The 17,053-nt window shown below is 63.7% G+C and carries 7 protein-coding genes; 3 read left to right on the forward strand and 4 right to left on the reverse strand.

What is annotated here, in order from left to right:
- Positions 1-35: 35 nt before the first annotated feature.
- Both IB263_RS17090 and IB263_RS17095 read right to left on the reverse strand, forming a co-directional pair.
- Positions 36-1,457, reverse strand: coding sequence for an FAD-binding oxidoreductase (locus tag IB263_RS17090; RefSeq protein WP_192438748.1), 1,422 nt, complete (start codon positions 1,455-1,457; stop codon positions 36-38).
- A gap of 10 nt (positions 1,458-1,467) precedes the next feature.
- A complete protein-coding gene (locus IB263_RS17095; protein WP_192438749.1) occupies positions 1,468-2,868 on the reverse strand; it encodes a VOC family protein in 1,401 nt (466 codons plus the stop codon).
- Between the two features lie 113 nt (positions 2,869-2,981).
- Here IB263_RS17095 and IB263_RS17100 point away from each other — a divergent pair, with 113 nt between their 5' ends.
- The 3 genes from IB263_RS17100 to IB263_RS17110 all read left to right on the forward strand — a co-directional run bounded on the left by IB263_RS17100 (position 2,982) and on the right by IB263_RS17110 (position 14,334).
- A complete protein-coding gene (locus IB263_RS17100; RefSeq protein WP_034802979.1) occupies positions 2,982-3,875 on the forward strand; it encodes a LysR family transcriptional regulator in 894 nt (297 codons plus the stop codon).
- Between the two features lie 361 nt (positions 3,876-4,236).
- Complete coding sequence (gene ndvB, locus IB263_RS17105; protein WP_110818890.1) at positions 4,237-12,864, forward strand: cyclic beta-(1,2)-glucan synthase; 8,628 nt, start codon at positions 4,237-4,239, stop codon at positions 12,862-12,864.
- 315 nt (positions 12,865-13,179) lie between these two features.
- Complete coding sequence (locus tag IB263_RS17110; protein WP_089044281.1) at positions 13,180-14,334, forward strand: OpgC family protein; 1,155 nt, start codon at positions 13,180-13,182, stop codon at positions 14,332-14,334.
- Positions 14,335-14,363: 29 nt separating this feature from the next.
- On the opposite strand, the gene IB263_RS17115 is transcribed toward IB263_RS17110, so the two are convergent.
- Positions 14,364-14,996 (reverse strand): LysE family translocator, encoded by a 633-nt coding sequence (locus IB263_RS17115; RefSeq protein WP_112976174.1) that lies wholly within the window; start codon positions 14,994-14,996, stop codon positions 14,364-14,366.
- Positions 14,997-15,150: 154 nt separating this feature from the next.
- Positions 15,151-16,908, reverse strand: coding sequence for a glucan ABC transporter ATP-binding protein/ permease (locus tag IB263_RS17120; RefSeq protein WP_034802972.1), 1,758 nt, complete (start codon positions 16,906-16,908; stop codon positions 15,151-15,153).
- Positions 16,909-17,053: the final 145 nt, after the last annotated feature.

Below are 17,053 nucleotides of genomic sequence, written 5' to 3' on the forward strand. Positions count from 1 at the left end.
GAAGACCGCACACACTTTCCTCATTCCGCTCTGGCCTATCCGAAACGCACACTGCCGAGCTTTCCCGGCGAGGTCAGCGTCTTCAGGCCCGCGGCCATGTCCTTGAGTTTGTCTGGTGTATAAAAGTCGTAATAGGCCTGATTGCGGCGGCCGATCGCATGTTCCGCGCTGAAGCTGCCGTGATATTCCTCGACGGCGACGGCGAAAACCCATTCGCGTAGCCGGGGTTCGAAAGTCTCGTCCTTGAGAAGATCGCTGTTCTTCGGCACGACGAGGTTGAAGTGCACGCCGCCGTCGCCGATATGGCCGAAATCGCAGACGGTCACGTCGGGGAATTTCGAGGGCATTTCGGCCTTCATATGGTCGCAGAAGGCCATGATGTCACCCCGGCGGAAGGAGACATCGAAGGCGATCAGCTTGCCCAGGTGCTTGACGCCCTCAGACAGCGCGTGGCGTAGCGCCCAGATTTCGTGCGGCGGACCGACGAAGGCGTCGGCGAGCGGTGCCTCCTCCATCTCCCAGATTTCGGCCAGCGCCGTTTCCAGCACGGCGTCGAGCGACTGTTCGCCTTCGCGCGGTGCCCAGGTGCGGCTGATCTCGGCGAGAATGACGTAGTCGGGGACTTGGCCAGCCTGGAACGGGTTTTTCAGCGATGGCACGTGGGCAAAGGCTGCCTTGACGGCATTGCTCGACATGCCCTCGAAGGCCGAAAGGTAGGCGCCGAGGCGTTCTTCCATGGCGCGCAGCAGCGGCATCACATGGGCGCCGCTCGCCGGAACCAGCAGTGCCGTTGCCGTCTGCTGCGGCAGGCGCTCGAGGTTGAGCACGCATTCGGTGACGATGCCGAAGGCGCCCGAGGTGCCGACGAAGATCTGCTTCCAGTCAACGCCGGTGTTGTTCTTGCGCAAGTCGCATTGCAGGTCGAGCACGGTGCCGTCCGCGTCGGCCAGCACCACCTTGAGGCCGAGCGTGTTTCGGCGCACGTCGCCGTATTTCAGGAAGCGTGAGCCGCCGGTATTTGTGGCGATCATGCCGCCGATGCGCGGGTCGGCGCCGAGATCGATCGGGAAGAACAGGCCGTGCTCTTCCAGCCGCCGGTTGAGATCGGACAGCCGGAAGCCGGCGTCGAGCCGAACCGAGCGGTTGTCGAGGTCGAGTTCGAAGCGTTTTGTCAGCCGGTCGAGGCTGAGGATGGCTTCGTCGCCCGACTGATCCGGCGTCGAGCCGGAGACGAGGCCGGTGTTGCCGGACTGCGGGATCAGCGCGATGCCGTTGGTGACGCAATAGGCGACAGCGGCGGAAACCTCTTCGGTCGTCGCCGGCCGCAGCACGAGCGGCGTCCGGCCGCGATCATAGCGCGCGCCGGTCTCGTAGGCTTCCAGGTCTTCCGGACGCGTGACGACACCCTTGTCTCCAAGGATGTCGGTGAGCGCGTCGATGTGCAGTTGGTCGATCATCAGGGAAGCATCATTCCGCAGCGATGGCGCCGGTCAAGGCCTGAATGCAGCTTTCGATCGAAGCCTGCTCGATACCGGCATAGTGATCGAACTCGTTGAGCACGGTCGCACCGAGATCGGCCTCGAAGCGCTTCTGGTTCGGGCTGGCGACGAAATCCTGCTGCGCCCCGTCGCCGAGGTTCGACTGGAAGATGCCCGCGGCGCTGACCGGCAGGAAGTCTTCATAGACGATCGCGTCGAACTGGACGAGGCCAGCGGCGATCAACGCTTCGATGTCGTGCTTGCCGGAGACGCCGGCCTTGCGGCCTTTTTCCGTCAGCGAATAGCTGAAGTAGCCGAGCCCGGCTTCGCGGATGCCTGCCCAGGTGTCCGGGAAAGGCTCGAAAGCCCCGGCAAGTGCCGCTTCGTATTCGCGCGCGTTGGAACCGTCGGCCGCCGGGCGGACGATCTTGCGCGAGGCGTCGAGCAGTTCGTCGTAAAGCGCGCGGCCCTTGGGTGTCAGCGCGATGCCGCGCTGTTCGATCTCGCCGAAGCGGGCGGTGTGCGAGCCTTCCTTCCAGGTGCCGTCGGCATCCTTGAAGGAAACCGGCTCTTCGAGCGCCTTGAACGAGGTCTGGCGCAACAGGATCGGGCACTCGCGGGTCGGCGGGCCCTCGACGACGGCCTTCGGGGCAATCGCGTATGCCGGCATCAGCGCCTGCACCTTGTCGATGTCGAGCGTGCGCGGCGTCAGGTGGTTGATGTGGGGGCCTTTGAAGGAGACGACGTCGGCGATCAGGCGATGGGCGTCATGCAGGCGCTTGTACATGTCGGGGCTGACATTGGCCTTGTCGTGCCAACGAAATGTTTCGAGCACTTCCGAGACGAATCGCTCTGCATCCACCTTGTCGAGACCGCCGTCGCGCTCGGCCTTTTCCGTGAGTTCGACGGCGCCGGCGGTGAAGATCTGGCGCGCGGCCAGAATAACTTCGGCTTCGGCACGCAGCGCTTCATCGGCGATGAGGTCGAGACGGAGCAGCGAGGTGAAGACGCGGAACGGATTACGCTTCAACGCGGCGTCGCCGACCGGGCGGAAGGCGGTTGAATGCACGGGAACGCCAGCGGTCGAGAGATCGTAGTAGCCGACCGGGTACATGCCCATGAAGGCAAAGACGCGGCGCATCATAGCGAGTTCGGCGGGGGTGCCGAGCCGAATCGCGCCGTGGCGCTCCTCGGAGATGCGGTCGAGCGAATCCGTCGCGTCGAGGCGCTCCTTCAGTTTGGGGTCGGCGGCGAGCGTATCGTCGTTGACCTTGGCGACCAGCTCCATCAGCGTGCCGTAGGCCGGCACCTCTTCGCGGTACATGACCGACATGGCTGCGGAAAAGGCCGAGCGGATGTCGTCGGCGGATACGAAACTATTCTCTTTCACTGGGGCTCGCCTCGCGCTATGGGTGAAGGACAAGGTCATTCTCATTTCGGATCATATCCGATCGAACTGGCCATTGATCGCGTTGCTTCTGACTATGTTGATGCGAGGGCGGAATGAAGTTGAGCCGAAGACTGGTTCCCGACGTGACGACGCTGCAGGCGTTCGAATGCGCCGCGCGACACGGCAGCTTCACGCAGGCCGCAGCCGAACTGAACCTCACGCAGAGCGCCGTCAGTCGCCAGATCAAGGATCTCGAAAACCAGCTCGGGGTGCTCCTGTTCGAGCGTGTGCGCCAGCGTGTGATCCTGTCGGATGCCGGGCAGAAGTTTCTGCCGGAGGTGCGCCGCCTGCTCAACCAGACCGAGGAACTGATGGTGCGGGCGATGGCGTCTGCCCGGGCGGATTCAACGCTCTCGATCGCGTCATTGCCGACTTTCGGCAGCCGCTGGCTGGTGCCACGTCTCCCCGATTTCCTCAAGCGCCATCCGGACACGGTGATCAACATCGCCTCGCGCTCTGCGCCGTTCGATTTCGAGGAGCAGAATTTCGATCTGGCTATCCATTACGGGCAGCCGGTCTGGGCGCGCGCCACCTGCAGCTATCTCTGCAGTGAGATCATCGTGCCCGCCGCAAGTCCCGCCATGCTGGCAACCCATCCGGTTGCCTCCCCTGAAGATATCGTCACGGGGCCGATGCTCCATCTCGCCACAAGGCCAAAACTCTGGGCGCAATGGTTCGAGGCCAACGACATGGACGGGCGCGGCGCTTATCGCGGCAACCGTTTCGATCAGTTTTCCATGGTGATCGAGGCGGCGACCGCCGGGCTCGGCTTTGCTCTTTTGCCACGCTACCTGATCGAGCAGGAAATTGCCGCCGGCACGCTGCAGATTGTGCTCGACCGGCCGATGCAGACGGAAAACAGCTATTACCTCGCCGTGCCCGAGGGCAAGCTCGAAAACCCGATCAGCCTGGCGTTTCGCGAGTGGATCACCGAGCAGGTGGGCTGACCTGCGGTGCTTTTGTCGAAAATTCGTGGGAACCTTCCTCGCCCCATCACGTTTCGCCTCGTCTGCCACCCGCGATGAAGCTTGAAAGAGGGCATTTGAAAGAGTTGTATCGAAGTGTCACTGGGGGCGCGCACAGCGGCCGGTTCCGGCTTGATTCGGCTGTGCGCAAAACGTCCGATCTTGTATGAGCAATCCTTGCAAGCTGTTGGCACCACGGCTAAAAAATGCCATTTTCATGCATCACCGCGGCCTTGAAAACCAATGCGCCGCCGGCTTTGCGATCTCCGATGCCCAGTCGAGGGCGGTGCCTGTTACCGCCAGATCCCGGTTTCCCGGGAAATGACGGTGGATGGGAGGACACATGACCGTGTCTAGCAACGCGCCGGCTCAGCCTGATTTCTCAGGACCGCAGCCAACCCGGCACCCCGACGAGGGCCGGGCCGATCAACCCCGGTTGGATTCAGAACCCGTACCCATGCAGCTCCAAACTACGCCGCCCACCTCACCGCGCGAACCGGAAGCGAAGCAGATCGATTACAACGATTCGATCCGCTCCACCTTCTTTTCGATGGAGGACCTCCGGCAATGCGGCGAGGATCTCGCGGCAAAGGGTGTCTCCTCGCTGCCGGGCTTCTTCCCGTTCGAGTTCCGTCCGCGGCATCGCGAGAACGAGAACGAGATCCTGCGCGTCTACCGGGCGACGGCCGCGGACGTCGAGGCCGGGGCAACGATCACGCCGGCCGCCGAATGGCTGCTCGACAACCATCACGTCGTCGAAGAGGCGATCCAGGAAGTGCGGCGCGATTTCCCGCGCCGGTTCTATCGCCAGCTCCCGACGATTTCGGTTTCGGGCACGGTGATCCCGCGCACCATGGCGCTCGCCTGGCTCTACGCTGCCCACACCCACAGCACGGTGACGCGCGAAAGCATCACGGCGATGGTCGAGGGCTTCCAGAAGCACGAGACCTTCAAGATCGGCGAACTCTGGGCCTTGCCGTCGATCCTGCGCTTCGTGCTGATCGAAAATTTGCGGCGGATTGCCATCCGCGTCGAACGCTCGCGCGGCATGCGGCGCAAGGCAAACGACGTCGCCGACCAGATCATTCGCCTCAGCGATCCGGAAAAGTCGCGCACGCTGCTTGCGGAATCGGAAGCGCTGGCGGCCGACAACACCTTCGTCGCGCAGCTGCTCTACCGCATGCGTGACGGGTCGCAGACCTCAGGCGCCGTGATCGGCTGGATCGAGGATCAGCTCGAGAAGCGCGGCAGCGACGTCGAAAGCGCGCTGGTCGCCGAGCAGAACCGCCTGTCGTCCGGCAATGCGACGATGAGCAACATCATCCGCAGCCTGCGTGAGATCGACGACACCGACTGGGCCGTCTGGTTCGAAAGCGTCAGCAAGATCGATGCGGCGCTGCGTGAAGGCTCCGATTATGCGGCGCTCGATTTCGGGTCGCGCAACAAGTACCGCGACACGATCGAAAAGCTGGCGCGCCGTTCGGGGCACAGCGAATTCGAAGTGACGCAAATCGCCATCCAGATGGTGCGCGAGGCGGAAGTCGCGGCCGAGACGGAAGCGCCGCTGCAGCAGCCGAATGTCGGATCCTTCCTCGTCGGCAAGCAACGCAAGCTTCTGGAAAAGAAGATCAGCTACCGGCCGTCGGTGCTGCAGACCATCATTCGCCTCAGCCGCAGGCTCGATTGGTTTGCGATCGCCGGGCCGAACATCCTTCTGACCATCCTGGCGATGATCGCCGTCTACTCCTTCGTCAGCCCGATGGCGATCCCGAGTGGCGCGAAGCTGATCATGCTGCTGCTCTTCGCGCTGCCGGCCTCGGAAGGCGCGATGGGCCTGTTCAACACGCTGGTGACGCTGTTCGTCAAACCGTCGCGGCTGGTCGGCTACGAGTTCCTCGACGGGATCCCCGAGGACGCCCGCACGCTCGTTGCGGTGCCGTGCCTGATTTCCAAGCGCGATCACGTCGACGAACTGGTGCGCAATCTCGAGGTTCACTATCTCGCCAACCCGCGCGGTGAGATCTACTTTGCACTGGTCAGCGACTGGGCTGACAGCAAGGACGAGGAATCGAGCACCGACGCCGATGTGCTCGATTATGCCAAGCGCGAGATCGCTCAGCTCTCGGCGCGTTATGCCTATGACGGCAAGACCCGATTCTACCTGCTGCATCGCCGCCGCCTGTATAACGAGCAGGAAGGCGTGTGGATGGGCTGGGAGCGCAAGCGCGGCAAGCTGCACGAGCTGAACATGCTCTTGCGCGGTGACCGCGACACCTCGTTCCTGCAGGGCGCCAACACGGTGCCGGACAACGTTCAGTACGTGATGACGCTCGATTCCGACACGCGCCTGATGCGCGATGCGGTGACGAAGCTCGTCGGCAAGATGTACCATCCGATCAACCGTCCGGTTGTCGATCCGAAGACGCAGAACGTGATCGCCGGCTACAGCCTGCTGCAGCCGCGCGTCACGCCGTCGCTGACGACGGGCAGCGAAGCCTCCGCCTTCCAGCGCATCTTCTCCTCCAACCGCGGCATCGACCCTTACGTCTTCACCGTTTCGGACGTCTATCAGGACATTGCCGGCGAAGGCAGCTTCACCGGCAAGGGCCTCTATCATGTCGACGCCTTCGAGGCGGCGCTGAAGGGGCGCATCCAGGAAAACGCCGTTCTCAGCCACGACCTGCTCGAAGGCTCCTACGTGCGTTGCGCGCTGGTGACCGACGTCGAACTCGTCGAGGACTTCCCGACCCGCTACGAGGTGGAAATGTCGCGCCAGCATCGCTGGGCGCGCGGCGACTGGCAGCTGCTGCCCTATATCTTCAATCTGTCGAACGGGCTGTCGATGCTCGGACGCTGGAAGATGTACGACAACCTGCGCCGCTCGCTGATCCCGCTTGCCTGGCTCGTCGCCTCGGTCATGGGCTGGTACTACATGGAGCCGACCGAAGCGCTGATCTGGCAGATCGTGCTGATCTTCAGCCTGTTCGTGGCGCCGACGCTGTCGCTGATCAACGGCCTCCTGCCGCGCCGCAACGACATCGTTGCCCGAGCGCACCTGCATGCGGTCTTGAACGAAGTCCGTGCCGCCAACGCGCAGGTCGCGCTGCGCATCGTCTTCATCGCCCACAACGCGGCGATGATGGGCGACGCCATCGTGCGTTCGCTCTACCGCACGTTCGTCAGCGGCAAACTGATGCTGGAATGGCGCACGGCCGCGCAGGTGCAGAGCGCCGGCCACGGCACCATTGGCGACTATTACCGCGCCATGTGGGTTGCGCCGGCGCTGTCGGCGATCTCGCTGGCCCTTGCGGCGATTTCCGACACCGGCCTGCCCTTCATCGGCATTCCCTTTGCGCTGCTGTGGGCCCTGTCTCCAGCCGTTGCCTGGTTCGTCAGCCAGTCGGCCGAAACCGAAGACCAGCTTGTCGTTTCCGATGAGGCGATCGACGAGATGCGCCTGATCGCGCGCCGCACCTGGCGATACTTCGAGACCTTCGTCACCGCCGAGCAGCACTTCCTGCCGCCGGACAACTTCCAGGAAACGCCGCAGCCGGTTCTCGCCGAGCGGACGTCGCCGACGAATATCGGCGTCTATCTGCTCTCCGTCATGTCGGCGCGCGATTTCGGCTGGATCGGCTTCGAGGAGACGATCAACCGGCTGGAGCAGACGATCGCCACCATCGACCGGATGCCGAAATATCGCGGCCACCTGTTCAACTGGTACCGGACGAATACGCTCGAAACGATGGAGCCGCGCTACATTTCGTCGGTCGACAGCGGCAATCTGGCCGGTCATCTGATCGCCGTGTCGTCGATGTGTCGCGACTGGGCCGAAGCGCCGTCGGCGCATGTCCAGGGCAGTCTCACCGGTATCGGCGACGTCGCTGCGATCCTTCAGGAAGTGCTGCGCGACCTGCCCGACGACCGCAAGACGGTGCGTCCGTTGCGTCGCCTGATCGAAGAACGCATCGTCGGCTTTCAGAACGCGCTCGCCGCGATTATGCGCGAACACGAGTTCGCTTCGATCCGGGTGATCAACCTGGCCGTTCTGGCGCGCGACATGCACAAGCTCACCGTCAACCTCGACCATGAGGTGCGCACGCCGCAAAGCAGCGAAGTGACGAAGTGGGCCAACTCGCTCGTCACCACCTGCGAAGCCCATATCGCCGATGGCGTCTTCGATCTCGGCGCAATCGAATCGCTGCGCCAGCGCCTGCTGGTGATGAAGGACCGGGCACGCGACATCGCCTTCTCGATGGATTTCGGTTTCCTGTTCCGTCCGGAGCGGCGCCTGCTGTCGATCGGCTTCCGCGTCAACGCCAACGAGCTCGATGAGGCCTGCTACGACCTTCTTGCGTCGGAAGCCCGTCTCACCAGCCTGTTTGCCATCGCCAAGGGCGATCTTCCGACGGAGCACTGGTACAAGCTCGGCCGGCCGATCGTGCCGATCGGCGCACGCGGTGCGCTGATCTCCTGGTCCGGCTCGATGTTCGAATACCTGATGCCGCCGCTGGTCATGCAGGAGCGTCAGGGTGGTATCCTCAACCAGACCAACAATCTGGTCGTGAAGGAACAGATCAACCACGGCCGTCGCCTCGGCACGCCGTGGGGCATCTCGGAAGCCGCCTTCAACGCGCGTGACCACGAACTCACCTACCAATACACCAACTTCGGTGTGCCGACGCTCGGTCTCAAGCGTGGTCTCGGCCAGAACGCGGTCATCGCGCCCTACGCCTCGATCCTCGCCTGCATGTACGATCCGAAGTCGGCGCTCGCCAACCTCGGGCGTCTCCGCGAGGTCGGCGCGCTCGGCGCATACGGCTACCACGACGCCGTCGACTTCACGCCGACGCGCGTGCCTGAGGGCCAGAAGTGCGCGGTGGTTCGCAACTACTATGCCCACCACCATGGCATGTCGATCGCGGCTGTCGCCAACGTCGTCTTCAACGGCCGCCTGCGCGAGTGGTTCCACGCCGATCCGGTGATCGAAGCCGCCGAACTGCTGTTGCAGGAAAAGGCGCCGCGCGACATTCCGATCATGAATGCCAAGCGCGAGCCGGAATCGGTCGGCAAGGGCCAGGACGATCTCCTGCGCCCTGAGGTCCGCATCATCGAGAACCCGCTTTCGCAGGACCGCGAGACCGTGTTCCTCTCCAACGGCCACTACTCGGTGATGCTGACGGCCAACGGCGCCGGTTACGCCCGCTGGAACGGCCAGTCGGTTACCCGCTGGAAGCCGGATCCGGTCGAGGACCGTACCGGAACCTTCATCTTCCTGCGTGATACGACGACCGGCGACTGGTGGTCGGCGACGTCGGAGCCGCGACGCGCGGCCGGTGAGAAGATGCTGACGCGCTTCGGCGACGACAAGGCGGAATTCGTCAAGACCGTCGGTGATCTCACCAGCGAGGTGGAATGCATCGTCGCCACCGAACACGACGCCGAAGGGCGCCGGGTCATGCTGCTCAACACCGGCACCCAGGACCGCTTCATCGAAGTGACCTCCTATGCCGAGCCTGTGCTTTCGACAGACGAGGCCGACAGCGCACACCCGGCGTTTTCGAAGATGTTCCTGCGCACGGAAATCAGCCGCCGCGGCGATGTCATCCGCGTCAGCCGCAACAAGCGCAGCTCCGGCGATCCGGACATGGAAGTGGCGCATCTCGTCACCGACAATGCCGGCAGCGACCGCCATACGGAAGCCGAGACCGACCGTCGCCGCTTCATCGGTCCGGGCCGCACGCTTGCCGAAGCCGCTGCCTTCGATACGGATGCGGTGCTTTCCGGCACGGACGGCTTCACGCTCGATCCGATCATGTCGCTGCGCCGGGTCGTGCGCGTCCCCGCCGGCAAGAAGGTCAGCGTCGTCTTCTGGACGATCGCCGCCCCGAGCCGCGAGGAGGTCGATCGCGCGATCGACCGCTACCGCCATCCGGAGACCTTCAACCAGGAGCTCATCCACGCCTGGACCCGCAGCCAGGTGCAGATGCGCCATGTCGGCGTGACCTCGCAGGAAGCGGCAAGCTTCCAGATGCTCGGCCGCTACCTCGTCTATCCGGACATGCATCTGCGCGCCGATTCGGCGACGGTTCAGGCCGGCCTGGATTCTCAGTCGAAGCTCTGGCCGCTGGCGATTTCGGGCGACTACCCGATCTTCTGCCTGCGCATCAATGACGACGGCGATCTCGGCATCGCCCGTGAGGCGCTGCGCGCCCAGGAATACCTGCGCGCCCGCGGCATCACCGCCGATCTCGTGATCATCAACGAGCGCGCCTCGTCCTATGCCCAGGACATGCAGCACGCGCTCGACTCCATGTGCGAGAACCTGAGGCTTCGCGGTCTCTCGGACGGTCCGCGCCAGCACATCTTCTCGGTGCGCCGCGACCTGATGGAGGCGGAGACGTGGTCGACCTTGCTGTCGGCCTCGCGCGCGGTCTTCCATGCCCGCAACGGCACGATCTCCGACCAGATCGCCCGCGCCAACTCGCTCTATTCGCCGGCACCGGTGAAAGGCTCCGAAAAGAGCGCCGAGTTCTCAGGCCCGCTGCTGGCAGCGCCGCAGGAGAACGGGGATGCCGCTCCGGCGGAAATCAAGGGCGATGGCCTTTCCTTCTGGAACGGCTTCGGCGGTTTCGCCGATGGCGGTCGCGAATACGTCGTGCGCCTGCGCGGCGGCGAAGCGACGCCGCAGCCGTGGATCAATGTCATCTCCAATGATGCTTTCGGCTTCCACATCTCGGCCGAGGGTGCGGCCTATTCCTGGAGCCGCAACTCGCGCGACTACCAGCTGACGCCCTGGACCAATGATACGGTCGTCAACCGGCCGGGCGAAGCCATCTTCATCCGCGACATGGCAAGCGGCACGGTCGCCACGCCCTATGCGGCGCTCTCGCGCCGCCGTTCCGTCGTCTTCGAGACGGCGCACGGGCTCGGCTATTCGATCTTCCGCAGCACCCAGGACGACCTTGAGATCCAGGTCGTCCAGACGGTACATCGCAGCCTGCCGGCCAAGCTCGTCCGCGTGTCTGTCCGCAACCGTGCGGCGTCGGCGCGGCAGTTGAGGCTCTACGGCTACAACGAGTGGGTGCTTGGCAACAACCGTGCCCGTTCGGCGCCCTTCGTCCTTTCGAAATGGGACGAGACGGCCGAGGCGCTGGTGGCGACCAACCCTTACAGCATCGATTTTGCCGGCCGATCCGCGTTCTTCGCCGTCGATGGCGGCGATGCGGCCGGCTACACTGCCAGCCGCCGGGAGTTCCTGGGCGCGATCGGCGGCATTCTGGCGCCGCAGGCGGTCACTTCGGGTGCCGATCTTTCGGGCTCCGTCGATGTCGACGGCGATCCTTGCGCCGTGGTCGCAACGGACATTTCCATCGAGCCCGGTGCCGAACGGCAGGTCACGTTCATCCTCGGCGATACCGATACGGACGATCAGGTTCGAGCCATCATCGGCGAACTGCGTGAGACCGCGTTCGACACGGTGCTTGAGGCGAACAAGACGTTCTGGCGCGAATTCACTGACATCGTGAAGGTGGAAACGCCGGATCCGGCCTTCAACGCCATGATCAACAACTGGCTGCCCTATCAGAGCCTCGGCTGCCGCATCATGGCGCGCTCGGCCTTCTATCAGGCAAGCGGTGCCTTCGGTTTCCGCGACCAGTTGCAGGATACGCTGGCGTTCCTGATCCATCGTCCGGAACTCGCCCGGGCACAGATCCTCAACGCTGCCTCCCGCCAGTTTACCGAAGGCGACGTGCAGCATTGGTGGCTGCCGGGAACCGGCGCCGGCGTGCGCACGATGATCTCCGACGACGTCGTCTGGCTCGCCCATGCCGTGACCCGCTATTGCACGGTGACCGGCACGTCCGATCTCCTTGCCGAGAAGCTTGCCTTCATCACTGGCCCGGCGCTCGAAGCGGGGCAGCACGACGCCTTCTACAAGCCGGAGATTTCCGAAGAGGTCGGCGACGTCTACGAGCATTGCGCCCGTGCACTCGATCTTGCGATCAAGCGGACCGGTGAGAACGGCCTGCCACTGTTCCTTGCCGGCGACTGGAACGATGGCATGAACCGGGTCGGCGAGAAGGGGCAAGGCACGAGCACCTGGCTCGGCTGGTTCCTCGCCGGCACGCTGCGTGGCTTCCTGCCCTTCGCGCGCGAGCGCAAGGACGAGGCGCGCATCACGCGCTGGGAGGCGCATCTCGAAGCGCTCAAGAAGGCGCTCGCGACCGCGGGCTGGGATGGCGACTACTACCGTCGCGGCTATTACGACGATGGCACGCCGCTTGGCACGAGTGAGGCTCTGGAGTGCCGGATCGATTCGATCGCTCAGTCCTGGAGCGTGCTTTCGGGCGAAGGCGACGAGCAGCGTTCGCTGAAGGCGATGGACGCAGTCATGGCTGAACTGGTCGACCCCGACCAGCGCATCGTGCGGCTGTTCACACCGCCGCTCGAGCGGACGTCGCAGGATCCGGGCTACATCAAGGCCTATCCGCCGGGCGTGCGCGAGAATGGCGGGCAATATACTCACGCCGCCACCTGGGTCGCCTTGGCCTTTGCCGAACAGGGCAGGGCGGAAGAGGCCTGGCGGGTCTTCCAGATGCTGAATCCGATCTCGCATGCCGAAAACCGCGAAGCGGCGGAACACTATCGCGTCGAGCCCTATGTCGTTGCCGCCGATATCTACGGCGAAGGCGATCTGGCGGGGCGTGGCGGCTGGACCTGGTATACGGGATCTGCCGGCTGGCTCTACCGTGTCGGCGTCGAGGGCATCCTCGGTATTCGCCGGCAGGGCGACAGGCTGGTCATCCGTCCGGTGCTGCCGGCAGCCTGGAACGGCTACTCGGCCGAAGTGACGCTCAATGGCGCGCGGCACAAGATTTCGGTCGAACGCGACAAGAAAAGTGGCGAGCCGATCGTCAGCGTCAACAATAGTGTCACAAAAAACGCGCATGAAGGCATTTTGCTGTAACGGCCGGCATTGAAGACAGGATGAAACCGGCTTTGTTCCCGCAAGGGCAAGGCCGGTTTTTCTTTGCGGATTTGCCGGCGGCGCGACCTCGACGGCTGAGCGTCGTGCAGGAATCCAAAGTCCTACAGCGATCTTTGCACGTCTGATAAGACGCGCGGCGCTGTAGATTTCGTGAGCGGGGTGCCGGGCGGGAAACCGCCTGCGGATGGCCTCCCGCTCTCCTTCATGGTGCCGGGCATCGCGCGAAAGGCGGGACGTCGGTACCCGTTTCAACAGGGATGGGGCAGGGGCGCCAAATCCTGGAAAACGGACCGCATGCTGCAAAAGACTTTTCAGGGTGGCGTCGACCCGATGTCCGCCCGATTGGTTCCGAAGGAGCGTGACACACGCCTTGATGTGTTCAGGGCGCTGTGTCTCCTGACGATTTTCGTCAATCACGTTCCCGGGCAATATCTCGAATACCTGACCCACAAGAACTTCGGCTTTTCCGATTCCGCTGAAGCTTTCGTCCTAATCTCGGGCCTCTCGGTCGGGATCGCCTATGGCGGCAAGTTCGTCTCCGGCGGTCGGCTGGCCATGACGCTCAAAATCTGGCGCCGGGCCCTGGCGCTTTACGTCGCCCACATCATGACGAGCATCGTAACGCTGGCGATCTTTGCCGGCGGCGCGATCTACTTCGGAAGGCAGGACCTGATCGGCGAGATCAACATCCGCCCGATGGTGGAGCAGACGGAGCAGGGCATCGTTGCCATGGTGCTCTTGGGACATCAGCTCGGCTACAACAACATCCTGTCGATGTATGCGGCGCTGTTCCTGCTGCTGCCGGGCATCCTCTGGCTGAACGGCGTCAGCAAGAAACTGCTGCTTCTGCTCTCGGCCGCGCTGTGGTTCGCCGCGGGCATCTTCAAGTTCGTGCCGTCGAACTTCCTCGACGAGGGCTACTGGTTTCTCAATCCCTGGTCCTGGCAGTTCCTGTTCGTCATCGGCGTGGTGATGATGACCTATGTGCGCAACGGCGGATCGCTGCCGCGCTGGCCCTGGCTGGTCATGCTGTCCTGTGCCTATCTTGCCGTTTCCGCCGTCTGGGTCTTGTTCTCGTTCTGGAGCATCGACCTCTCCTTCGGTCTTCCGGCCGTTCTGACAGGCTTCGATAAGACCTTCCTGTCCACGCCGCGATTGCTGCATGTGCTGGCGCTCGGCTACGTCATCGCGGTGACGCCTCGGATCAGCAACCTCGCCAAACTCGACCGCGACCATCCGCTGGCGGTGGTCGGCCGGCATTCGCTACCGATCTTCATCTTCGGCACGATCCTGGCGATGTCCGGCCAGGTGCTGCTGTTCGTGACGGGGAAGAACCCGGTCTTCGGCAGCCTCTTCGTGCTCGCCGGCATCGGCCTGCACTTTGCCTATGCCTATTATCTCGAATGGCTGCGCGGCATCGCGTCTGCCAAACCGCTAAGGGCGGCGTAGCAAACGCCACCCTTGACCGTGCGTCAGCATCAGGTTCGGGAACCCAGCGCCAGGCGGCAGGCAAGCCCCGTGAACACGCCGGCGAGAAGGTATTGCGGCAGTTTCGGGAAACGCCGGAAGCCGGAAAGTCTTGCGCGCAGATGGCTGCCGACAAGGATGACAGTGCCGTTCACGAGCAAGCCGATCCCGTTCAGGATGGTCGCAAGCAGAAGCATCTGCAGGACCATCGACCCGCCATTCGGGTCCACGAACTGGGGGAAAAGGGCCAGCACGAACAGCGCCATCTTCGGATTGAGCAGGTTCGTCATCAGTCCCTCGCCGAAGACCCGCCGGCGTGAGAGCCGCTTGAGCGTCGACGTCGGGGACGCGCCCGAGGGATGCGAACGCACCGTCTTCCAGGCGAGATAAAGCAGATAGGCGCAGCCCGCCCAGCGCACGATCTCATAGGCAACCGGTACGGTGAGGAAGAGCTGCGAGAGGCCGAGCGCGGCCGCGAGCGCATGGCAGTAGGTGCCAAGCGCGATGCCGGCATAGGTGAGAAACCCGACGGCACGGCCCTGGCTGAGGCTGCGAGACGCAATCAGCAGCATGTCGGGGCCGGGCGTTGCGGTCAGCACGAGGCTTGCGGCGGCAAACAGAGCGATGGTGGAGATATCCGGCATTGGTGATTCCCTTGGAATTGAAGCCGGAATTCCCGTCTACCAACAATTTGGCGAATGACAAGACTTCCTGATGCGGCGCTTGTCCAAAAAGAAAAGCCACCCGCGGCTGACCGCGGGTGGCTTGATGTACGATTTGCCTGACGTCGGGCGAGCGTTACGCTGCCGTGTGGCTCATGCGGACGTCGTCGTCCGTCAGGATGCCGCTGGCGCGGAGCAGGGCTGCAAAGCGGCCGTTGCTCTGGCTGAGCTCGTTGAAACCGCCCATCTCGACGATCCGGCCCTGGTCCATGAAGACCACCAGGTCGGCCTCGCGCACCGTCGACAGGCGGTGGGCGATGATGAAGGTCGTGCGGTTCTTGCGCAGCGCATCGATCGCATCCTTGACGCGGTTCTCGGTCTCGACGTCGAGCGCGCTGGTCGCCTCGTCGAGCACCAGGATCGGCGCGTTCTTGAGGATGGCGCGAGCGATGGCCACACGCTGGCGCTCGCCACCCGACAGACGGTTGCCGCGCTCGCCGACGACCGTATCGTAACCGGTCGTGCGGCCCTCGATGAAGTCGCAGGCAGCAGCCGCTTCGGCGGCAGCCATGACTTCCTCGATCGTCGCGTCGTCACGGCCAAGCCGGATGTTTTCCGAGATCGAGCGGTTCATCAGGCCCGCATCCTGGAAGACGGTGGCGATCGAACGGCGCAGCGACTTGCGCGTTACCTTCGAGATGTCGTTGCCGTCGATCAGGATCTGGCCGTCGCGCGGATCGTGGACGCGTTGCAAGAGGTTGACGAGCGTCGTCTTGCCGGCACCCGTCGGGCCGACGATGGCGATCGTCTGGCCGGCCTTGGCGGTGAACGAGACGTTGTGCACGCCCTGGTTCGTGTTGGCAAAGTCGAAGGAGACGTTGCGGAACTCGACCTCGCCGACAACCGGCGGCAGCTCGGTCGCACCGGCCGGCTCGTCGCGTTCGCGCACGGCGTCTTCGAGGGTGAAGAAGTCCTCGAGCTTGGCACGAGCTTCGAAGATCTGCGTGACGAAGGCTTTCATCTGGTCGAGGCGCCCGATCAGCAGGTTGGCAAAGCCGATGAAGGCGATGACTTCGCCGACGCCGAGTTCGCCGCGCTGCACCAGCACGGTACCGATCACGAGGATCGCCATCATAGAGATGGTCGAGGCGACGCGGTTCAGCCCGCTTGCGAGTGCCCACCAGTCGAGTACCGGGAACTGGGCCGAGATCAGCCGCTCGGTGAACTTCTTCAGCTCGCGGGTTTCAGCCTCGATGCGGTTGTAGCTGTGCACGACCGAAACGTTGCTGATCGCGTCGGAAACGTGCGAGAAAACCGTGTGGTAGTGGTTCTCGACCGAAGCCTGGCCCTCCTTGGTGCGGCTCATGACCACCTTGCTGATCACCACATAGAGCGCGCCGAGAACGACGAGCACGAGCGACAGGCGCACGTCCATGGCAAAGGCGGTCGGAACGAGCAGAACGAGGGCGACGGCGGTCGCCAGATGCTGGCGCATGAATTCGAGCCAGAGACCGAAGAGGGTTTCGCAGGCGCGAAGCAGCGTGTGCAGGGCGTTGGACGTACCGCGCTGGCTATGCCAGGCAAGCGGCATGGAAACGATGCGGCCGAAGGCTTCCGTCAGGAGCGTGGCGCGGCGGCCATGGGCCAGCCGGTCGGCCTCGCGGGCGACGAGCACGAAGGCGACGGTGTTGAAGACGCCGAGGCCTGCCCACATGAGCAGCATCGGCGTGACTTCGCCCTTCGACGAGATGGCGTCGATGATACGACCGAACAGGATCGGTTCGGCAATTGTGATCGCTGCCAGAACGACGTTGGCAAGCACGATCGCTGAGACGCGAAACTTGTGAACCGCAAGATACTGGAGCGCTCTTGCATACACCTGGAACAATGACACTGTCTCACCCCTTCCGGGTACCGGATTTGACGCGCCGCAGACCTTCTGCGGCGGATGCACCCGCGTCCTCGAGGTTCCCCATGGCGAGCATTGAAGCCTCGCGCCGTTAGAGCACTCGGGGCCGCGCTGAGACGGTCTTTTGCGG

The sequence above is a fragment of the Ensifer sp. ENS03 genome (assembly GCF_014852035.1).
Classification (GTDB): domain Bacteria; phylum Pseudomonadota; class Alphaproteobacteria; order Rhizobiales; family Rhizobiaceae; genus Ensifer; species Ensifer adhaerens.

Coding starts and splice junctions, on each gene's coding strand:
- IB263_RS17090 (WP_192438748.1), bottom strand. CDS start 1,457: ATGATCGACCAACTGCACATCGACGCGCTCACCGACATCCTTGGAGAC.
- IB263_RS17100 (WP_034802979.1), top strand. CDS start 2,982: ATGAAGTTGAGCCGAAGACTGGTTCCCGACGTGACGACGCTGCAGGCG.
- ndvB (WP_110818890.1), top strand. CDS start 4,237: ATGACCGTGTCTAGCAACGCGCCGGCTCAGCCTGATTTCTCAGGACCG.
- IB263_RS17110 (WP_089044281.1), top strand. CDS start 13,180: ATGCTGCAAAAGACTTTTCAGGGTGGCGTCGACCCGATGTCCGCCCGA.
- IB263_RS17115 (WP_112976174.1), bottom strand. CDS start 14,996: ATGCCGGATATCTCCACCATCGCTCTGTTTGCCGCCGCAAGCCTCGTG.